The following is a 17,566-nucleotide window of genomic DNA, read 5'->3' as shown; positions in this document are numbered from 1 at the left end:
CTGGTGCTGGCGCCGCGCTCCGTGTTTTGTGAGCAGAGACCAATGAGGAATCAAGAATGACGAGCGGCATCCACCACATCACCCTGATTGCCCGGAAGGTCCAGGCAAACGTCGATTTCTATGTGGGGTTCCTGGGTTTGCGCCTCGTCAAGCGGACGGGCGGATACGAAGACGCCAACCAGCTGCACCTCTTTTATGGTGACGCCGAGGGCTCGCCCGGATCGCTCGTCACCTTCCTGATGTGGGAGGACGGCGGTCGCGGCCGGGTGGGCCACAGCCAGCCGAGCGAAATCGCCTTCGCTATCCGGCCGGAGAGCATCGGCTTCTGGCTGACTCGGGCGCTGCAATTCAACATCGCCACCTCAGGGCCGTCGCAGGAGTTCGGCGAACCGGTGCTGCGCCTCAAGGATCCGGACGGCGTCATCGTCAAGCTCGTCGGCACCGAGGCGGTTTCGGCCACGGCTCCCTGGAGCACGCGCGATATCCCGGAAGAGGATGCGATCCGACGCCTGCGCGGCGCCACAATCCTTACCGAGAAGCCGGCAGAATCCGTTCGCTTCCTGAAGACCCATTTCGGTTACAGTGAAACGGCCTCCAGCGATACCATCCGTCGCCTCACCTCCGCCTCCGGCGACGTTATCGACGTGCGCGACGCGACTGGCTTCTGGACGTCTGCGCCTGGAACCGGGACGATCGACCACGTTGCTTTCCGCGCGCCGGATCGGGCTGCCGTGGAACAAGTGGGGGTCGACCTGCGACGCGATGGCGCCGGCGCCATCAACGCGCATGACCGCAAATACTTCTATTCGCTCTACGTGCGCGAGCCCGGCGGCTCGCTCTACGAACTGGCAAGCGACGTGCCCGGCTTCACCGTCGACGAACCCGAGGAAACCCTCGGCACCGAACTCTTCGTCCCCGCACATTTCGGCGCCGCCAGGGAAGAATTGCTGCTCGCCATGCCGCAGTTCGCACTGCCGGGAGAACCGCGCCTGACGCAAAGGGATCTGCCCTTCGTGCACCGTTTCTACCATCCGGAGCACCTGAACGACCGCACCTTCATGCTGCTGCACGGCAGCGGCGCCAACGAGACGCAGCTCCTCCATCTTGCGCACCAGGTCGACCGCGAAGCGACATTCGTCGGCATTCGTGGCCGGGCGAACGAAGAAGGTTTGCCGCGCTGGTTCCGCCGCTATTCACCGACGACCTTCGACCAGAAGGACGTGCGCGCGGAGGCCGATGCCTTCGCTGCCTTCGTCGAGGGAGCCGAAGACGGCTACCGCATCGATCTCGAGAAGACCGTCTTCATCGGCTACTCCAACGGCGCCAACCTGCTGGTCGCGCTGATGCTCCTGCATCCGGGACTGATCCGCAACGTCGTGCTGATGCGCTCGATGCTCGTGCTCGACGATGTGCCGCCTCCTGATCTCTCGGGCACGAACATCCTGCTGCTGACGGGCCAGCACGACAGCTACGGAGAATTCGCGCCTCGCCTGAAGGCGGAGCTGTCACGCACCGGCGCGGATCTGACGACGACAGAACTCGACATGGGGCACGAGATCGGCGCACCTGATATTGCTGCAATCCAGCAATGGCTGGAGGAGAAGGGGCTGTAAGTCCCCCCGCCCCGCCTCCGACTGTCCGGCACCCCCTCTGGTCGGGCTTCACCCGAGCATCCATTGCCAAGCCGGTGCCGCATCGTGGATCCTCGGTCGAACCCGAGGATGACGAGAGCGTCGCGTTACGACGATGTCAGCCGCCTACGCTTCTTTTTCCGCCCTGGCAAAATCCGCGAACGCCTTGACGAAGGCTGCCAGTCGGTCGCGGGCAGCCGCATCCGTCAGCGTCCCCTCGTCGTCGAAAAGCGTGTCCGCTTTGGGCAACATCAGCCGCTTGCCCGACCAGAGCTCGGCACCGAGCGTGCGCATGACGGGCAGCCACGCGTTCTGACTGAGAATGGTGCCGAAATTGCCGGGCGAGGCGCCGGCGAGCGCGAAAGGTCGGTTGCGAAACACCTTGGCGATATCGGCCGATGGCCGGCTCAACCAGTCGATCGCGTTCTTGAACACGCCCGGAATGGAGTTGTTGTATTCAGGCGTGAACAGGATGACGCCATCGGCGGCCATCACCTGCTGCTTCAGAACCGTCACAGCCGGCGGAATACCGCTCTCTTTTTCGATATCGCCATCATAGAGCGGAATACCGTGCAGTGTCGCGGTGTCGAATTTGACGTCATCCGGCAGATTTTCCGCGGCCGCCCGCATCAGGCCCGTGTTGAACGACGCTTTGCGCAGGCTCCCGGATATGCCGAGGATTTTCGTCATGAGATCTGATCCTTCCTACTCTACAGGTCCTTGCGGGCGCGCCTCGACAAGGTGAGGGCGGGTTAAGGGCGGAAAGCTGCACATGTTTTCCTCACCCCGCTCTGATGCAGAACGCGACAGCCGTCATGATGGGTCCGTGCGCGACCGATGTCCAACAGGACCAGAGGGATAGAGACAAAAAAGCCGGGGACGAACCCCCGGCTTGTCGTTCGGACCAGACTGTTAGACCAGCGGCTTCAGCCGTGCCTCGATCTGGGCGCGCTTCGGCTCCAGGAACGGCGGCAGCGACAGGCTCTCGCCAAGCGTTTCCATCGGCTCGTCGACGGCGAAACCGGGACCATCGGTCGCGATCTCGAAGAGAACGCCATTCGGCTCGCGGAAATAGAGCGAGCGGAAATAGAAGCGTTCGACCTCGCCGCTCGACGGCAGGCGGAAGCCATTGAGACGTTCGGTCCATTCCGTCAGCGCCGCATTGTCGGGCGCCCGGAAGGCGACGTGATGCACCGCACCAGCGCCCTGCCGGGCAATCGGCAGACCCGGCTGGACCGCGACATGCAGTTCCGCCGCTGGTCCCCCTTCGCCCATCGTGAAGACATGGACCTCACCCTCACCATCCGGCGACGGATAGGTCCGCGCCGCGCTCATGTTCATCACATGAGTCAGGACCAGTTCTGTGTTGGTGATGTCGGGCACGCTGATCGTGATCGGCCCGAGGCCCTTGATCTGATGTTCGGCTGGAACCGGGCTCTTTTCCCAAGGATGCGAGGGCTGAAGTCCGCCGTCGTCGATCAGCCGGAAGCGCTGGCCTTCGCCGTCCTCGAAATCAAGCGACAGGCGTCCGTCGATTTCGGAGACTTCGCCGACCGTTACCTTCAGCTCGTCGAAACGACGCTTCCACCAGCGTACGCTCTCGGCGCTGCCGACCCTCAGGCCCGTGCGCGAAATGCTGTGCGTGCCGCGGCCCTCGGGCCCGACCGGCCAATCGAAGAAGGTCAGGTCGGTTCCGGGCGTGGCACGGCCGTCAGCGTAGAAAAGGTGATAGGCGGTGGTATCGTCCTGATTGACGGTCTTCTTGACCAGCCGCAGACCAAGCGTCTCGGTATAGAAGCGCAGGTTCTCCGGCGCGTTCGCGGTGATCGCCGTCAGGTGATGGATCCCAGTCAGTTGCAAGCTCATGATTGCCTCCAAAGCGTGGCATTTCTGTTGAGCACCATATGGGATGTCGGATCGTTTCCGACAGTGGATCAATAAAGAACGGAACGTTCCCTCACGGTGAACAATCACCCCCGCATCGTCGCTGAAAAAGCACCTAGTTCATGGTTGCCACCAGCGAGATCGGGCGCAACCCGCACACCCTCAACGCCGATTGAGATCGCCGAGATAGGTGTTTTCAAGGCGGGAGATTGCATAGGCCCGCGGGTCGATCTCGACCAGCAGCATGGTTTCCTGCCCTGCCCCCGCCTTGGCGAGCAACTGCCCGTCGGGTGCGGCAATGCGCGACAGGCCGGCGAAGGAAAACAGCGGGTCCGATCCGTGATGGTTGATGTAGGCCACGAACACCTGGTTTTCGAAGGCGCGCGTCTGGATCATGTGCTCGGCGATGAAGTCGCCGGACCAGCCGGCCGGCAGCGCCGTCGGCACCAGAACCGCTTCGGCACCGGCCAGCGCCAGTCGCCGGACGTTCTCCGGAAACTCGACGTCGTAGCAGATCAGCATGCCGCAGGTGACGCCGCGGTGGACGAAGAGCCGGGTCGACGGCTCCGGCGCGCTGAAGATTGCGCGCTCGTAGTCGCCGTAGAGATGGGATTTGCGATAGACGACCGGTGTTGCCTCGCCATCGACATAGACGGCGCTGTTATAGACGTCGGTGCCGTCGCGCTCGGCAAAACCGGCGATGATCGCAATGCCAATCTCCGCCGAAATCGCCTTGAGACGCTGAACGATTGCACCATCGGGCGCCTCGGCGAGTGCCGTTAGCGCCTCGCCGACGCCGTAGCCGGTGACCCCGAGTTCCGGCGTCAGCAAAAGCGTCGCGCCTTCGGCCGCAGCCTCCTTGGCGGCGCGCGCGATGCGGTCGAGATTGGCGGCGACGTCACCCGCCACCGATTGCATCTGGAAGGCGGCGAGCTTCATCATTTTCCATCCGACGACATGGCGCCGAGCAGCTTCGGCAGGTCACCGAAGCGGGCGACGAGACCGAAGATCACCGCGGCCGTCGTGACGAAGAGAACCGTCACCGAGGCCATGGTCGGCGTATAGCCGTAGCGAAGCGCATTGAAGATCTTGATCGGCAGCGTTTCCACGGTGAACCCAACCGTCATGTAGGCAACGATATATTCGTTGAGCGACAGCACGAAGGCGAAAGCATAGCCGGAGACGATATAGGGCAGGATCAACGGCAGCACGACGGTGCGGAAGATCGTGCGCTCATCGGCCCCCATGGTCGAAGCGGCCTCGACCAGCGAGCGGTCGATTGAGGTGAAGCCGAGCGAAAGGGTCACCAGCGGCAGCGTCACGAAGAAGATCGCGTGGCTGACCACCGCGGTCCAGGGCTGGCCGTAGAAGCCGACGGTTGCCCAGAAGGTGAGCATGCCGAGCGCGGTAATGACCGGCGGCAGCGTGAAGGGGGCGACGCCGAGAAGCTGGAAGATGTTCGCCCAGGGCGCGATACGCCGCCACAGAAACCAGGAGAGCGGGAGCGCGATCGCAACCGCAAGCGCTGCCGAAAGCACCGCCAGCGTCACCGAGGCAAAAAGGGCGTTCCGCCATTCCGGATTGAGGAAGATCTCGCCGTACCAGGAGAGCGAAAAGCCCTGGGGTGGAAAGGCGAGCGTCTGCTTCTGATTGACCGAGACGCCGGCAACGACGATCAGCGGCAACGACAGGAACAGGCCAATCAGGAAGAAATAGGCCTTGCGGAAGATCGAGGTCATGCCGCTTCTCCCTTGCGTCCGGCAATCACGGTGAGTGCCACGAGCCCGAGCGTCACCAGCACGAGGAAAACGGCCATGGCGGCGGCGAACGGCATGTTCGACTGGTAGATCGCCTGGTCGGTGATCAGCACCGACAACGTCCAGTGCTGCGGCCGGCCGAGAAGCTGCGGCAACAGATAGGAGCCCAGCGCGAAGATGAAGACCATGATCAAGGTGGCTGTGATGGTGTTGCGAAGAGCCGGCACGACCACCGTGAAGAAGGCTTTCAGCGGCGAGGCGCCGAGCGTGCGCGCCGCTTCCGTCAGGGTCGGATCGAGGCGCACGAGCGCCGGGAAAAGCACCAGCACCGTATAGGGGAAGGCCTGGTAGACCATGCCGGTCAGCACCGCGCCGAAGCTCGGCGTCAATGCCTTGGCCTCGGCCATGATGCCGAGCGCGACCAGGATATTGGTGATGCCGGCGGTGCGCGAAAACAGCGTCGACCAGGCAAAGCCGATGATGACTTCCGACAGCGACAGGATCGAGAGAAGCGCCACCAGCCAGACGACCTGCACCTTCCGCGCCATGCGCGTCAGCATGTAGGTGAAGGGCAAGGCGAGCACGACGCAGCAGATCGCCACGATGATGGCGAGCATCAGCGAGAAGCCGAGCACGCCGCCGAAGAAGACCGAGAGGAAGCGGGCGTAATTGTCGAAGACGAACGCCGGCGTATAGAAGCCGCCCTGCTGGCGCTGGAAGAAGCTGACGGCGATCATCGTGCCGAAGGGCACGACGAAGAAGATCGTCAGCATCGCCGCAGGAAAGAGAAGCGGCAGGTAGTCACCAAGGGTCTGGGGCGGTTCGCGTCTCATTTCTTCAGCACCACGCAGACATCGGGGGTGAGCGCGATGCCGACCTCCTGGCCGACGGTGACCTCCGGTCGCTCACGCGGGGTGGAGACGGCGACGATCTGGTGTCCGGCAACATCGACGAAGGTTTCGATCGTGCCGCCGAGATCACGCACGAAGGTGACCTTGCCAGTGAGCGCGCCGGCGCTAGGGGCAGTCAGGTGCACGTCTTCCGGGCGCACCGACAGGGTGCCCTTGGCGGCACCGGCCGGCAATTCAAGGCCGGGGATCGCCTGGCCGAGAACGACGGCGCGGCCAGAGCTGTCGCCCGCAACATCGAGCAGGTTCGTCTGGCCGATGAAGTCGGCGACGAAGCTGTCGGCCGGACGGCGGTAGATCTCGATCGGCGACGCGGCCTGGCGGATTTCGCCACCGCTCATGACGACGACGGTGTCGGCCATGGTCATTGCTTCGCGCTGGTCGTGGGTGACGACGATCGTGGTGATGCCGAGCTTCTGCTGAAGCTGGCGAAGTTCCACCTGCATCGCTTCGCGCAGCTTGGCGTCGAGCGCCGAAAGCGGCTCGTCGAGCAGGAACAGTTTCGGCGAGATCGACAGCGCCCGGGCGATCGCCACGCGCTGGCGCTGGCCGCCGGAAAGCTTGGCAACGGGCCGGTCCGCATAACCAGTCAGATGGATCATCGACAACAGTTCGTCGACGCGCTTCTTCTGGTCTTCCTTTGCCGCACCGCGGATGCGCAAGGGATAGGCGATGTTTTCGCCGACGGTCAGATGCGGGAACAGCGCCAGCGACTGGAACACCATGCCGAGGTTGCGCTTGTGCGTCGGCACCCGGGTAATGTCCTCGCCGTCAAGCCGGATCGCGCCGCCGGTCGGCAGGTCGAGACCGGCGATCATCCTGAGGAGTGTGGTCTTGCCGCAGCCGGAAGGTCCGAGCATGCAGACGAAGGTGCCGTGCGGCACCGTCAGGTCGACATTGTTGACGGCCCTGAAGGTTCCGAATTCCTTGACGACGTTTTGAAGGGCAAGTCCGGACATTGTTTCTCCGCGAGGATGGTCCCCTCCACCTCATGGGAGGGTTTCGGGCGGGGAGCGGCCGCAAGGCCTCTCCCCGTCGTTAGGTCGGTGGTTCTCCCCGATGACCGGGGAGCAGGCAGGATCAGCCGACGATCAGCTCGGTCCACTTCTGATTCAGCCAATCCGACTTCGTCTGGTAGAGATCGTAGCGCGGAACGATCGGCTCGATGTCGGACGAAACCGCTGCGAATTCCTTGTCGGTGAGATCCGTGACCTCGCGCTTGACGGTCGGCGACGTCCCGACCTTACGCGACAGCGTCGCCTGGATCGAGGGCTGGCACATATAGTCGATGAAGATATGGGCCTCTTCCGACTTCTGCGAGGCACGCGACAGCGCCCAGCAACCGGAATCCTGAATGCCGCCTTCCTTCGGGAAGGTCGAACGAACAGGATGGCCGTCGGCGGCGGCAAGGCCGGTCACGTCGTGATAGTACTGGCCCATCGGGATTTCGCCCGACTTCAGCGACTGTTCGAACTGCGCCTCGTCGCGATACCACAGGCGAACGTTCGGCTTCACTTCGGCAAGCTTGTCGAATGCCTTGAGCAAGCCTTCTTCCGTGTCGAGCGCGTTGGTGCCGCCCATGAAGGTCTTGGCCGTCACTTCGAGCAGGAACGAGTTGGAAACGAGCGCCAGAAGGCCGAGCTTGTCGGCATTCGCCGGATCCCAGAAGGCGGACCAGGAAGTCGGCGCTTCCTTGTAGACGTCGGTGTTGGTCACCAGCGTGATGTACCAGGAGACGGCGCCGATGCCGGCAATGCGGCCATCCGGGTATTTGTTGACAAAGCGATCGAGCAGGTCCGATGCGTTCTTGATCTTCGCCGTATCGATCGGCGTCCAGAGATCGGTCGATTGGCCTTTCAGCATTGCCACCTGCGACATCATCGAGACGTCGGCCGGCGCCTGGCCGGCGCGGGCGGCCTGTTCGAGCTGGACCAGCCAGGCTTCACCGGTCGGCTCGGCGATCGATTCGACCGCAATGCCCGTCGCCTTGGTGAATTCCGGGAAGATGTTCTTGTCGAACGAATCCTTGAAGTAGCCGCCGTAGACGCCGACCTTCAGCGACTTGTCCTGCGCCCTGAGGATCGACGGCATCGCCAGCATGGAGGCGCCGGCAAGACCGGCGCCAAGCAGCGTGCGGCGCTTGATGGGAGTGGTGATCATTCTCGTTCTCCTTTTTGTTTCGGCGTTGCCCGCCTCGTTCCCTGTTGTATTTGATTCCTTACATGTTTTCAGTCCGGGGCGCGATCAGGATCCGCCCCAAAATCCGTGGCCTAGTGCGCCGGCGCCCTCCGCTCGAGCATGCGCGCATATTGCGTCAGCGGATAACACAGCACGAAGAAGATCACCGCAACCAGCCCATAGACCGTGAAAGGTTCGAAGGTTGCATTATTGATCGCATTGGCGGCTCTGAGAAGCTCCTCGAAGCCAATGATCGAGGTGAGCGCGGTGCTCTTGATCAACTGCACGAGGAAGCCGACGGCGGCCGGCCGGGTAATGGCGAAGGCCTGCGGCAGGATCACGAGGCGCAACTCCTGAAGCCGATGCAGCCCGAGGCTTGCACCGGCATCCCATTGCCCGCGCGGCAGCGCTTCCACGCCGCCACGCCAGATCTCGGCGAGGTAGGCGCTGGCATAGAAAGTGAGCCCGAGTGCGGCTGCCGTCCAGGGTTCGATCCGGAAGCCCAGCATCGGCAAACCGAAGAACATCAGGAAGAGCTGCATCAGGAGCGGCGTGCCCTGGAAGAGCGCAATGTAGCCGGAGCCGAAACGGCGCAGCCACGGGCGTTCGGAAATGCGGGCCGCGAGGATCGCGAGCCCAACCGCGGCACCACCGGCGAAGGCGACGGCCGACAGCAGCACGGTCCAGCGGGTGGCGAATATCAGGTTGCGCAGGATGTCCCAGAAGGTGAATTCGATCATGACACGCCGGCTCCCAGTACACGCCGGCCGCCGGCAACGAAGAGCCGCCGGACGGCCATCGAGAGGGCGAGGTAAATCAGCGTGACGACGAAATAGGTCTCGAACGAACGGAAGGTGCGCGCCTGCAGGAGATCCGCCTCGTGCGCCAGTTCCCGCACCGCGATCTGCGAGACGACCGCCGATTCCAGCATCATGATGATGACCTGGCTGGTGAGCGCCGGGAAGATCACCTTCAGCGCCTGCGGCAGGATGATCTTGATGAAGACCTGTCGCGGTTTCAGCCCGAGCGCAAATGCCGCCTCGCTCTGCCCCTTCGGCACCGCATCGAGCCCGGCCCCGACGATCTCGGTCGTATAGGCGGCCATGTTGAGCGTCATCGCCACGATCGCCGCGACGATCGGGTCGAGGCGGATACCCAGGCTCGGCAGGCCGAAATAGATGAAGAACAACTGCACCAGAAACGGCGTGTTCCTGACGACTTCGACATAGACGGCCACGGCCTTGCGCAGCACGGCATAGCGGCTGCGGCGGGCGGCCGCGAAGAGAATGCTGATCAGGATGCCGAGCACCGTCGTGCAGGCGATCAGAAACACGGTCATAGCCGCGCCATGGGCGATTGCGCCCGCGGCGTCCTTGAGCCAACCGAAGCTGAGGCCGTAGCCCATCGTCGCAACCTTTCGAACAGGTCCGCGAGAAGCAGGGCTCCTCGCGGCCATCAGGCTCTAATTAGTCCTTGAGGTTGTCGGGGTTGAGCGGCGTCTTCAGCCAGGACTCGGAACTCGCGTTCAGCTTGCCATCGGCAAGCATCTTGGCGACCACGTCGTTGACCGCCTTCTTCAGGCCGTCTTCGTTCTTGTTGAGGCCGATATGCGACGGCGAAGTCAGAAGCTGGAACTTCTGCTCCGGCTTCAGCGCCTCCTGGCGCGCCAGCACCTGGGCGCCGACGTCGTTGCCGACGACCATCAGCTGGGCCTGGCCGGAGATGAAGGCCTGGATCACGGCATTGTAGTTGTCGAAGCGCTGAATGTCGGCGTTGGCGGGAGCCGCCTCGGTGAGCGAGGTGTCCTCGAGCGTGCCGCGGTTGACGGCAATGGTCTTCTCGGCAAGGTCTTCCTTACCGGCGACCTTGAGCTCGGCCGGACCGATGACGGCGATGTAGTAAGGTGCGTAGGCGGCGGCGAAGTCGATCACCTCGGCGCGTTCCTTGGAGAAGCCGACGCTCATCAGGATGTCAACGCGCTTGTCGTTGAGATAGGGAATGCGGTTCTGGCCGGTGACGCTGACGAGGTTGAGCTTGACGCCGAGGTCGTCGGCGATCTGCTGGGCGACATCGACGTCATAGCCCTTGATGCTCATGTCGGCGCTGGCCGAGGAGAAGGGCGGGAAGTCGGAGAAGATGCCGACATTGATCTGGCCGGCGGACTTGATATCGGCAAGCGCATCGGCCTTGGCGATGCCGGCGGCCGCACCGAGCATCAGGGCGGCAGCGAATGCTGTCTTCAGTTTTGCATGGATCGTCATGGTTATTCCCCTACCCGGAAGCTTTGTGATTGTGCAGTCTGGTGGTCGGCCGCCGTTTCCGGTCCGGCAGCCGACAAACGTTTGTGTCAGGCGGACTTGCCGGTAATGGCCGGGCTATAGACCATCAGGCTCAAAATCTCGAAGAGCACCTGCGCGCCGGCATGGGCCGTGTTGGTCGTCGAATCGTATTGCGGCGCCACTTCGACGACGTCGCCGCCGACGAGGTTGATGCCCTTGAGGCCGCGGATCAGTTCCAGTACCTCGCGGGTCGTGAGACCGCCCACTTCCGGTGTGCCGGTGCCCGGCGCAAAGCTCGGATCGAGGCTGTCGATGTCGAAGGAGAGATAGGTCGGGCCGTCGCCGACGATCTTCTTCGCCTTCTCGATGATCGCGGGAATGCCGAGGCCGGTCACTTCTTCGGCGTGGACGACGGTCATGCCGGACTCGTAGGAGAACTCCCAGAGATATTCGGCCGAGCCGCGGATACCGATCTGCACGACGCGGGTCGGATCGAGCACGCCGTCGAGCACGGCGTTGCGGAACGGACCGCCATGGTGGAACTTGGTAAGATCGTAGGCGCCGCCGGTGTCGCAATGGGCGTCGATGTGGATCATGCCGACCGGACGCTTCTTGCCGACCGCCTTCAGGATCGGATGGGTGATCGAATGGTCGCCGCCGACCGAGAGCGGAAGAACGCCGGCATCAACGATCTGGTTGATGCGCTTTTCGATATCCTCATGGCTGAGCTCCAGCCGGTAGCGGCTCTGGAACGGTACGTCACCGATATCGGCGACACGCAGTTCCTGCACCGGCGTGCAGCCGAGCACATGGTTATAGGGGCCGATGCGCTCGATCGTACGCAGCGCCCGCGGTCCGAACCGCGAGCCCGGACGGTTGGTGACCCCGAGATCCATGGGAATGCCGACAATCGCCACCTGAAGATTGCCGAAATCCGGGTTCTCCGCATCGACCGGCATATGCGGCGCGGTCAGGAAGGTCGGGATGCCGGAGTAAGGCGCAAGCCGCGTTCCGCTCTTGTTGAAGATCTTGTCGGCAACCTTGCGGAAGGTGGGGTCGAACAGCTCGCCGCCATGGCTTTCGCCGTATTTCGCCTTCAGTTCGGCAAGCTTGTTGTCGTCCCAGGCCATCGGTTCAATCCTCCGTCATCCATAGCCCGAGGCATGCGCGCGAGGCGCCACAGAATTTTGTCTGCGGATGGGGCCGGCTCGTCCGGCGCGATCATGTTCCCCAGGCTTTTTCGCCTTTGTTGACGATTATTAGGCGGCAATTCCCCTAGAAAATCAATTGACATTGTTATAGCGTTTCGTGTGAGAAAAATTCACATAACAGCAATTGCCGGAACCGCTCGATTTGTCCAGCCGCCTGCCGCCCTTGAACCCTTTGCGAGCCTTCGAAGCGACGGCGCGACGGGGCTCCGTATCGGCTGCCGCGCGTGAGCTGAACGTCACTCACGGTGCGATCAGCCACCAGATCCGCGCGCTTGAACTCTCGGTCAAGGCGGCCCTCTTTGAACGGGGCGGCAAGCGGCTGAAGCTGACGCCGCAGGGCGCGCTGCTCCTGCCGGCCGTCACCCATGCCTTTGCCGAGATCGCCGCGGCGACGGCGGCGATGACGCGTCCGACGACGAGCGGCGAACTGCGCATTACCTGCGTTCCCGCACTTCTCTCCTTCTGGCTGATCCCGCGGCTGCATCTCTTCACCGAACAGTATCCGGACGTGCGCCTGACGCTGATCGCTTCCAATGACGAGGCCTATCTGCATTCGCCCGATGTCGACGTCTGCCTGATCTATGGCGACGGCAACTGGTCGGGCGCGTGGGCGAAGCTTTGGAGTCGGCTGGAGCTTTTTCCGGTCGTGAGCCCGACACTGCTCAACATGCGGCCGCTGCGCTCCGTGCGGGATCTGCGCGACCACGTGATGCTGCATGGCGACGACGGCCGCGAGTGGAACACCTGGCTCGCCGCAGCCGATGCCAGTGACCTGCAGCGCGGGCGGCAGCATTTCATGAGCGATGCGCGGCTCTCGACCGAAGCCGCGCTGCACAATCAGGGCGTGGCACTCGGCGACACTATCACCGCCGGCAGCCTGATCGCGCGCGGCGAACTGATCGCCCCCTTCGACCTGACCGTGCCTGCCAACGACGCCTTCTTCGTCGCCTGCCGCAACGAGGTGCTGGCCGCCCCGATCGTGCGCATCTTCATCGACTGGATGTTTTCGACGCTCGAAAGCGACCCTATGCCGGAACTGCAGACTTCGGCCCGCACGATTATTCGCAGCCGGGCCTCGAAATTGGAGCCAACAGATCGTAAATCGGGCAAGGACAGCTTTCAGCCGGTCTCGGCGCCGAGCCGCGCCCGCCGCGCCGATCGCCCGCAGAAACGTAAAGCCAAGGCCTGAGGCAGGATGAGGAAAATGTACGCGGTTTTCCGCCCGCATCCTGCTTCAAACCATCGTGATCTAACGCAGGAACACCCGCCATGCCGCATTTCAACCCGCTCGTCGAAAAGCTCTCGCCGCCGCCCGTGCCCTCGGTGCTGGCCTGGGCGAAGTCCTACGACGGCTCCCGTGGCCCGCTGATCGACCTGTCGCAGGCCGTGCCCGGCTATCCTGCGCATCCGGATATGCTGGCATGGCTCGGCGAGACCGCCGCCTCCACCGCCTATACCGGCTATGGCGCGATCGAGGGCGAAGCAGTGCTGCGCGAAGCCTATGCGGCTCATGTCGCCGGGCTCTATGGCGCGGCGGTGACGGCCGACAACATTCACATCACCTCGGGCTGCAACCAGGCCTTCATCTGCACGGCGATGGCGATTGCCGGCGCGGGCGATACGATCCTGATGACCAACCCCTACTACTTCAACCAGGAAACCACGCTTTCGATGCTCGGCATCAATGTCGAGCTCGTACCCTGCGACGCCGGTGCCGGCTTCCTGCCCGAGGTCGACGCGATTTCTGCAGTGCTTCGCCCCGGCATCCGGGCACTTGCGCTGGTCTCGCCCAACAACCCGACCGGCGCCGTCTATCCGCCGGAGCTGCTCGCCCGCATCCACGAGGCCTGCCGCGCCAAGGGTGTCTGGCTGATCCTCGACGAGACCTATCGCGACTTCCTGCCCGACGCGTCCGTCGCGCCGCACGGCCTGCTTTCGAGCGAAGGCTGGCAGGAGAGCTTCATCGGCCTCTACAGCTTCTCCAAGTCCTTCTGCATACCCGGCCATCGCCTCGGTGCCATCACCGCCGGCCCTGCTGTCATCGAGCAGGTGACGAAGATCATGGACAACCTGCAGATCTGCGCGCCGCGCTCGGCCCAGGCCGCCGTCGCCAAGGCCATCCCCGCGCTTGCCGACTGGCGCCAGGCCAACCGCGCCGAGATTGCCGCGCGCGCCGATGCGCTGCGCGATGTCATGAGCCGGTTGCCGAAATGGAAGCTGCAGGCGGTCGGCGCCTATTTCGCCTACGTCCGCCACCCCTTCCCCGATATCGACTCACAGTTCATTGCCGAGAAGCTGGCAAAGCTCGCCGGCGTCGTCTGCCTACCGGGCGATTATTTCGGCGAAGGCCAAGAGAACTACCTGCGCTTCGCCTTTGCCAATGCGGACGCCGAGACGATCCGCAAGCTCGAAGAGCGGCTGGCAAATTTCACACCGCCGGGCCTCTAAGAAGTCAGCAGAAAGCGCGCGGCGTTATCCGCGCCGCGCAATGAGGATGCCGATCAATACGATCGCCCCGCCGATCGCCTGCATCAGGCCGACCGGCTCGGCAAGCAGTATCCAGGCGAGGATCGCCGCCACCACCGGCTGCAAGAGCAGGGTTAGCGACGAAAAAGCAGGCGGCAGATACGCGAGCGCATAGGTGATCGCCACCTGCCCGCCGGCATGGCTGACGAAGGCGAGTCCGAAGAGCATCGCCCAGCCGAAGGCCGTCACCGGGAACAGCGACTGTTCGAAGACAACCGCCATCGGCAGCATGCAGATCGCCGCCGAAGCGGTGCTCCAGATCATGATGCGCACGGTGCCAAAGAGGCTGCGCAGCCGGCCGATCGCCAGGATATAGCCGGCATAGAACATCGCCGCGACGACGGCGACGCCGTCGCCGACGAGGTTGCCCTCGCCCAGCGCCATCGGGCCACCCTTGAGGGTCACCACCCCGGCAACGGCCGTCACGAGGCCAATGACGAAGACGGTGCTAATACGCGCCCGAAACAGAAGCCAGCTTGCGAGCGTCACGAAGACGGGCGCGAGGTTGGCAAGCAGCGTGGCATTGGCGACCGACGTCTTGGTCAGCGCATAGTGCCAGGCCGCAAGATCGATCGCGAGAAACACGCCGGGCAGAATGAGCAGCGCATATTCCGAGAGCTTTTGCGGGCGCCGGTCATTGGCACTCTCCCCGCGAAACCACGACCACGCGAGCAGCGGGATCAGCGCCAGCGCCACCCGCCAGAAAGCGGTCGCCATCGGCCCCACCTCCGACAGCCGCACGAAGATCGGCGAACCGCCGATTGCAGCGCCGCCGATGAGGAGTGCCGCCATGGCAACGCGATTGTGGGCTGTGGAATGCGATGCGTGGGTCACGGGAGATATCCGGAAGGGGCTTGGTAGCCAGAGGCAAGAGGCCCTGAGCGCTTCGCAGCTATCAGATGGGCGCGGCCGGCGACAACCCCTGCTACCACAAAGCCCGAAAGAAAAAACGGCCGCCGCTGGATGCGACGGCCGATTTTCAATGCGTGGCGCTCCACCGCCGCTCAGGCAGCGTCCGGAACGTGCACGGTCTTCACTTCGAGGAAGTCCTCAAGACCGAACATGCCGCCCTCACGACCATTGCCCGACTGCTTGTAGCCGCCGAATGGGCTGCCGTAGCGGTGCGGTCCGCCATTGATATGCACCATCCCGGCCCGCAGGCGTGCAGCGACGCGCTCCGCCCGCTTCGGGTCGCCCGTCTGCACATAGGCGGCGAGACCGTAATTGGTGTCGTTGGCAACGGCGATCGCTTCCTCCTCGGTGTCGAAGGGGATGATCGCAAGCACCGGCCCGAAGACCTCCTCACGGGCGATGCGCATGTCATTGTTGACGTCGGCAAAGATCGTCGGCTTGACGAAGTAGCCGGTCTCGAAGCCCTCCGGCTTGCCGGCACCGCCGACGAGCAGACGCGCGCCCTCGGCAATGCCCGCCTCGATCAGCGCCTGCACCCGGCCAAACTGGACGTGGCTGACGAGCGGGCCGATATGGCTGCCTTCCTTGGTCGGATCGCCCACCTTTGCCTCGCGGCCGACGCGCTTGGCGATCTCGACCACCTGGTCGTAGACGCTGCGCTCGACCAGCATGCGGGTCGGCGCGTCGCAGGATTGGCCGGAATTGTTGAAGCATTCGAGCACACTGCCGGTCACGCGATCTTCGAGATCGGCATCGGCAAAGACGATGTTCGGCGACTTGCCGCCAAGTTCCAGCGTCACGCGTTTGACGGTCTCGGCCGCATCCTTGCTGACGGCGATGCCCGCGCGCGTCGAGCCGGTGAACGACATCATGTCGATGTCGCGGTGCTTGGAAAGGGCAGCACCCGCATTGATACCGTCGCCGTTGACGAGGTTGAAGACGCCGGCGGGGAAGCCCGCCTCATCGATCATCTCGGCATAGAGCATGGCGTTGAGTGGCGTGAATTCGCTCGGCTTCAAGACGCAGGTCGAACCGGTCGCAAGCGCCGGCACCACCTTCAGCGCGATCTGGTTGATCGGCCAGTTCCACGGCGTGATCAGGCCGCAGACGCCGATCGGCTCGCGCAGGATCACGTCGCCGTTCGGTAGCCGGTCGCGGGTCTTCAGGCGCTTCAGCGCATCGATGAAGCCTTGCAGGTGGCCGACGCCGACATCGGCCTGCTGCTCGCGGGTCATGGTCTTCGGCGCGCCGAGTTCCATGGTGATGGTGTCGACCATCTCGTCATAACGGCGCGTGTAGACGGCGAGCAGTTTTTCGAGCAGCGCCAGCCGTTCTTCGACGCTTGTCTGGCTATAGGTGACAAAGGCCTTCTTGGCGGCGGCCACGGCCCGGTCAATGTCTTCGGCCGTGCCCATCGAGATCACCGCAACAGGCTTTTCCGTCGCCGGGTTCAGGACCTCGAGGTCGTTGGCGACGATGGGATCCACCCAGGCGCCATTGATGTAGAACTTGCGTTTGTCGAGCATTCGCTCCTCCTTCCCGTCAGTTTGTCTTTTGTTTTTCAGCAAGCCAGTCGCGGATAAGCGCTCTGTAACGCTCGCCGGAAAAGCTCGGAAAATGTCCGCCGTGAACGATACGCGCGGGTACCTTCAGCAGCCGTTCCATCGACGCCAGGTAGTCGTCGGCATTGGAATGATAGGTGTCCTCGATCAGCGGCCCATCGTAGAGGATGTCGCCGGAGAACATGATGCCGGTCTTCGCCTCGAAGAGCGCGATACCGCCGGGCGAATGGCCAGGCGTATGGATCACGTCGAAGACCCGGTCGCCGAGATCGATATGATCGCCGTCTTCCAAAAGCCGCGTCGCCGGCGCCGCCTTCACCGCGTAGGTGGTGGAGGCATAGGGTTCGGGCGGCAGCGCGTCAAAGATCTCGTCGGCGACGTAAGGGTCGGCGAGCGTGTTCTTGCGCGTCGGATGGGCGAGAAGCTGCGCTTCCGCCGCGTGCACGCAGCGGCAGTCGAACTCGTGATGGCAGCCGATATGGTCGAAGTGGGTGTGGCTGGCGACGGCGGTCAGCGGACGCTCGGTGACGAGCGGCACCCATTCCCTCAGCGACACCACGCCCATGCCGCTATCAACAAGCATGTCGCGGTCGCGGCCGCGCACGTGCCAGATGTTGCAGCGATAGAACTCCTGGATGTAGGGCTCGTCGATGGCGGTGACGCCGTCGTCGAGCCGCCGCACGCGATACCAGTCCTTGGGGGCAATTCTCTGCATGGT

17 protein-coding genes are annotated in these 17,566 nt (G+C 63.6%); 3 read left to right on the top strand and 14 right to left on the bottom strand.

All coding sequences use genetic code 11. From position 1 onward, the window contains the following. The first annotated feature begins 56 nt into the window (after positions 1-56). Positions 57-1,613, top strand: a complete 1,557-nt coding sequence (locus tag ACTJKM_RS18370) for a VOC family protein (protein ID WP_058326471.1) — start codon at positions 57-59, stop codon at positions 1,611-1,613. Between the two features lie 144 nt (positions 1,614-1,757). Here ACTJKM_RS18370 and ACTJKM_RS18365 read toward each other — a convergent pair whose 3' ends face one another. The 11 genes from ACTJKM_RS18365 to speB all read right to left on the bottom strand — a co-directional run bounded on the left by ACTJKM_RS18365 (position 1,758) and on the right by speB (position 11,767). Then, positions 1,758-2,321 carry an NADPH-dependent FMN reductase gene (locus tag ACTJKM_RS18365; RefSeq protein ID WP_057249011.1) on the bottom strand — a complete coding sequence of 188 codons (564 nt, stop codon included), beginning with the start codon at positions 2,319-2,321 and terminating at the stop codon, positions 1,758-1,760. 222 nt (positions 2,322-2,543) lie between these two features. Continuing rightward, positions 2,544-3,497: a ring-cleaving dioxygenase gene (locus ACTJKM_RS18360; protein WP_058326472.1), complete on the bottom strand. Its 954-nt coding sequence runs from the start codon at positions 3,495-3,497 to the stop codon at positions 2,544-2,546. A gap of 180 nt (positions 3,498-3,677) precedes the next feature. Continuing rightward, positions 3,678-4,457, bottom strand: a complete 780-nt coding sequence (locus ACTJKM_RS18355) for a carbon-nitrogen hydrolase family protein (protein WP_440660717.1) — start codon at positions 4,455-4,457, stop codon at positions 3,678-3,680. Further along, a complete protein-coding gene (locus ACTJKM_RS18350) occupies positions 4,454-5,254 on the bottom strand; it encodes an ABC transporter permease (RefSeq protein WP_057249008.1) in 801 nt (266 codons plus the stop codon). Before ACTJKM_RS18350 ends, ACTJKM_RS18355 begins: the two co-directional genes overlap by 4 nt. Next, positions 5,251-6,105 (bottom strand): ABC transporter permease, encoded by an 855-nt coding sequence (locus ACTJKM_RS18345; RefSeq protein ID WP_057249007.1) that lies wholly within the window; start codon positions 6,103-6,105, stop codon positions 5,251-5,253. Before ACTJKM_RS18345 ends, ACTJKM_RS18350 begins: the two co-directional genes overlap by 4 nt. Beyond that, on the bottom strand, positions 6,102-7,139 hold the full coding sequence (locus tag ACTJKM_RS18340; RefSeq protein WP_440637798.1) for an ABC transporter ATP-binding protein: 1,038 nt from the start codon (positions 7,137-7,139) through the stop codon (positions 6,102-6,104). The genes ACTJKM_RS18345 and ACTJKM_RS18340 overlap by 4 nt, the downstream gene beginning before the upstream one ends. 121 nt (positions 7,140-7,260) lie before the next feature. Beyond that, positions 7,261-8,340 (bottom strand): ABC transporter substrate-binding protein, encoded by a 1,080-nt coding sequence (locus ACTJKM_RS18335; protein ID WP_058326474.1) that lies wholly within the window; start codon positions 8,338-8,340, stop codon positions 7,261-7,263. A gap of 110 nt (positions 8,341-8,450) precedes the next feature. Next, positions 8,451-9,098, bottom strand: coding sequence for an amino acid ABC transporter permease (locus ACTJKM_RS18330; protein ID WP_058326475.1), 648 nt, complete (start codon positions 9,096-9,098; stop codon positions 8,451-8,453). Next, positions 9,095-9,763 (bottom strand): amino acid ABC transporter permease, encoded by a 669-nt coding sequence (locus ACTJKM_RS18325; protein WP_057249003.1) that lies wholly within the window; start codon positions 9,761-9,763, stop codon positions 9,095-9,097. The genes ACTJKM_RS18330 and ACTJKM_RS18325 overlap by 4 nt, the downstream gene beginning before the upstream one ends. Positions 9,764-9,824: 61 nt before the next feature. After that, positions 9,825-10,619, bottom strand: a complete 795-nt coding sequence (locus ACTJKM_RS18320; protein WP_057249002.1) for a transporter substrate-binding domain-containing protein — start codon at positions 10,617-10,619, stop codon at positions 9,825-9,827. A gap of 86 nt (positions 10,620-10,705) precedes the next feature. Then, on the bottom strand, positions 10,706-11,767 hold the full coding sequence (gene speB, locus ACTJKM_RS18315; RefSeq protein WP_058326476.1) for an agmatinase: 1,062 nt from the start codon (positions 11,765-11,767) through the stop codon (positions 10,706-10,708). A 223-nt stretch (positions 11,768-11,990) separates the two neighbouring features. Between speB and ACTJKM_RS18310 the strand changes: the two genes are divergently transcribed. Further along, complete coding sequence (locus ACTJKM_RS18310; protein WP_057249123.1) at positions 11,991-13,037, top strand: LysR substrate-binding domain-containing protein; 1,047 nt, start codon at positions 11,991-11,993, stop codon at positions 13,035-13,037. A gap of 80 nt (positions 13,038-13,117) precedes the next feature. Next, the gene (locus ACTJKM_RS18305; RefSeq protein ID WP_057249000.1) at positions 13,118-14,296 is read left to right on the top strand and encodes an aminotransferase; all 1,179 of its coding nucleotides are present in this window, start codon (positions 13,118-13,120) and stop codon (positions 14,294-14,296) included. A 24-nt stretch (positions 14,297-14,320) separates the two neighbouring features. Here ACTJKM_RS18305 and ACTJKM_RS18300 read toward each other — a convergent pair whose 3' ends face one another. From ACTJKM_RS18300 to ACTJKM_RS18290, 3 genes are all read right to left on the bottom strand, one after another. Next, entirely contained in the window at positions 14,321-15,166 is an 846-nt protein-coding gene (locus ACTJKM_RS18300) for a DMT family transporter (protein WP_082615760.1), read from the bottom strand. 212 nt (positions 15,167-15,378) lie between these two features. After that, positions 15,379-16,812 (bottom strand): aldehyde dehydrogenase family protein, encoded by a 1,434-nt coding sequence (locus ACTJKM_RS18295; protein ID WP_058326477.1) that lies wholly within the window; start codon positions 16,810-16,812, stop codon positions 15,379-15,381. A gap of 16 nt (positions 16,813-16,828) precedes the next feature. Continuing rightward, positions 16,829-17,563, bottom strand: a complete 735-nt coding sequence (locus tag ACTJKM_RS18290) for an MBL fold metallo-hydrolase (RefSeq protein WP_058326478.1) — start codon at positions 17,561-17,563, stop codon at positions 16,829-16,831. Positions 17,564-17,566 lie beyond the last annotated feature (3 nt).

Origin of the sequence: Ensifer sp. 22460, assembly GCF_052044935.1 — a bacterium.
In the GTDB taxonomy this organism is placed as follows: Bacteria; Pseudomonadota; Alphaproteobacteria; order Rhizobiales; family Rhizobiaceae; genus Ensifer.
The sequence above is the reverse complement of the archived record's forward strand: the minus strand, read 5'-3'. Positions and strand labels throughout refer to the sequence as shown.

Excerpts from the sequence above, each read along its gene's own strand:
- ACTJKM_RS18370 (WP_058326471.1), top strand. The coding sequence starts at position 57 with ATGACGAGCGGCATCCACCACATCACCCTGATTGCCCGGAAGGTCCAG.
- ACTJKM_RS18365 (WP_057249011.1), bottom strand. The coding sequence starts at position 2,321 with ATGACGAAAATCCTCGGCATATCCGGGAGCCTGCGCAAAGCGTCGTTC.
- ACTJKM_RS18360 (WP_058326472.1), bottom strand. The coding sequence starts at position 3,497 with ATGAGCTTGCAACTGACTGGGATCCATCACCTGACGGCGATCACCGCG.
- ACTJKM_RS18355 (WP_440660717.1), bottom strand. The coding sequence starts at position 4,457 with ATGATGAAGCTCGCCGCCTTCCAGATGCAATCGGTGGCGGGTGACGTC.
- ACTJKM_RS18350 (WP_057249008.1), bottom strand. The coding sequence starts at position 5,254 with ATGACCTCGATCTTCCGCAAGGCCTATTTCTTCCTGATTGGCCTGTTC.
- ACTJKM_RS18345 (WP_057249007.1), bottom strand. The coding sequence starts at position 6,105 with ATGAGACGCGAACCGCCCCAGACCCTTGGTGACTACCTGCCGCTTCTC.
- ACTJKM_RS18340 (WP_440637798.1), bottom strand. The coding sequence starts at position 7,139 with ATGTCCGGACTTGCCCTTCAAAACGTCGTCAAGGAATTCGGAACCTTC.
- ACTJKM_RS18335 (WP_058326474.1), bottom strand. The coding sequence starts at position 8,340 with ATGATCACCACTCCCATCAAGCGCCGCACGCTGCTTGGCGCCGGTCTT.
- ACTJKM_RS18330 (WP_058326475.1), bottom strand. The coding sequence starts at position 9,098 with ATGATCGAATTCACCTTCTGGGACATCCTGCGCAACCTGATATTCGCC.
- ACTJKM_RS18325 (WP_057249003.1), bottom strand. The coding sequence starts at position 9,763 with ATGGGCTACGGCCTCAGCTTCGGTTGGCTCAAGGACGCCGCGGGCGCA.
- ACTJKM_RS18320 (WP_057249002.1), bottom strand. The coding sequence starts at position 10,619 with ATGACGATCCATGCAAAACTGAAGACAGCATTCGCTGCCGCCCTGATG.
- speB (WP_058326476.1), bottom strand. The coding sequence starts at position 11,767 with ATGGCCTGGGACGACAACAAGCTTGCCGAACTGAAGGCGAAATACGGC.
- ACTJKM_RS18305 (WP_057249000.1), top strand. The coding sequence starts at position 13,118 with ATGCCGCATTTCAACCCGCTCGTCGAAAAGCTCTCGCCGCCGCCCGTG.
- ACTJKM_RS18300 (WP_082615760.1), bottom strand. The coding sequence starts at position 15,166 with ATGGCGGCACTCCTCATCGGCGGCGCTGCAATCGGCGGTTCGCCGATC.
- ACTJKM_RS18295 (WP_058326477.1), bottom strand. The coding sequence starts at position 16,812 with ATGCTCGACAAACGCAAGTTCTACATCAATGGCGCCTGGGTGGATCCC.
- ACTJKM_RS18290 (WP_058326478.1), bottom strand. The coding sequence starts at position 17,563 with ATGCAGAGAATTGCCCCCAAGGACTGGTATCGCGTGCGGCGGCTCGAC.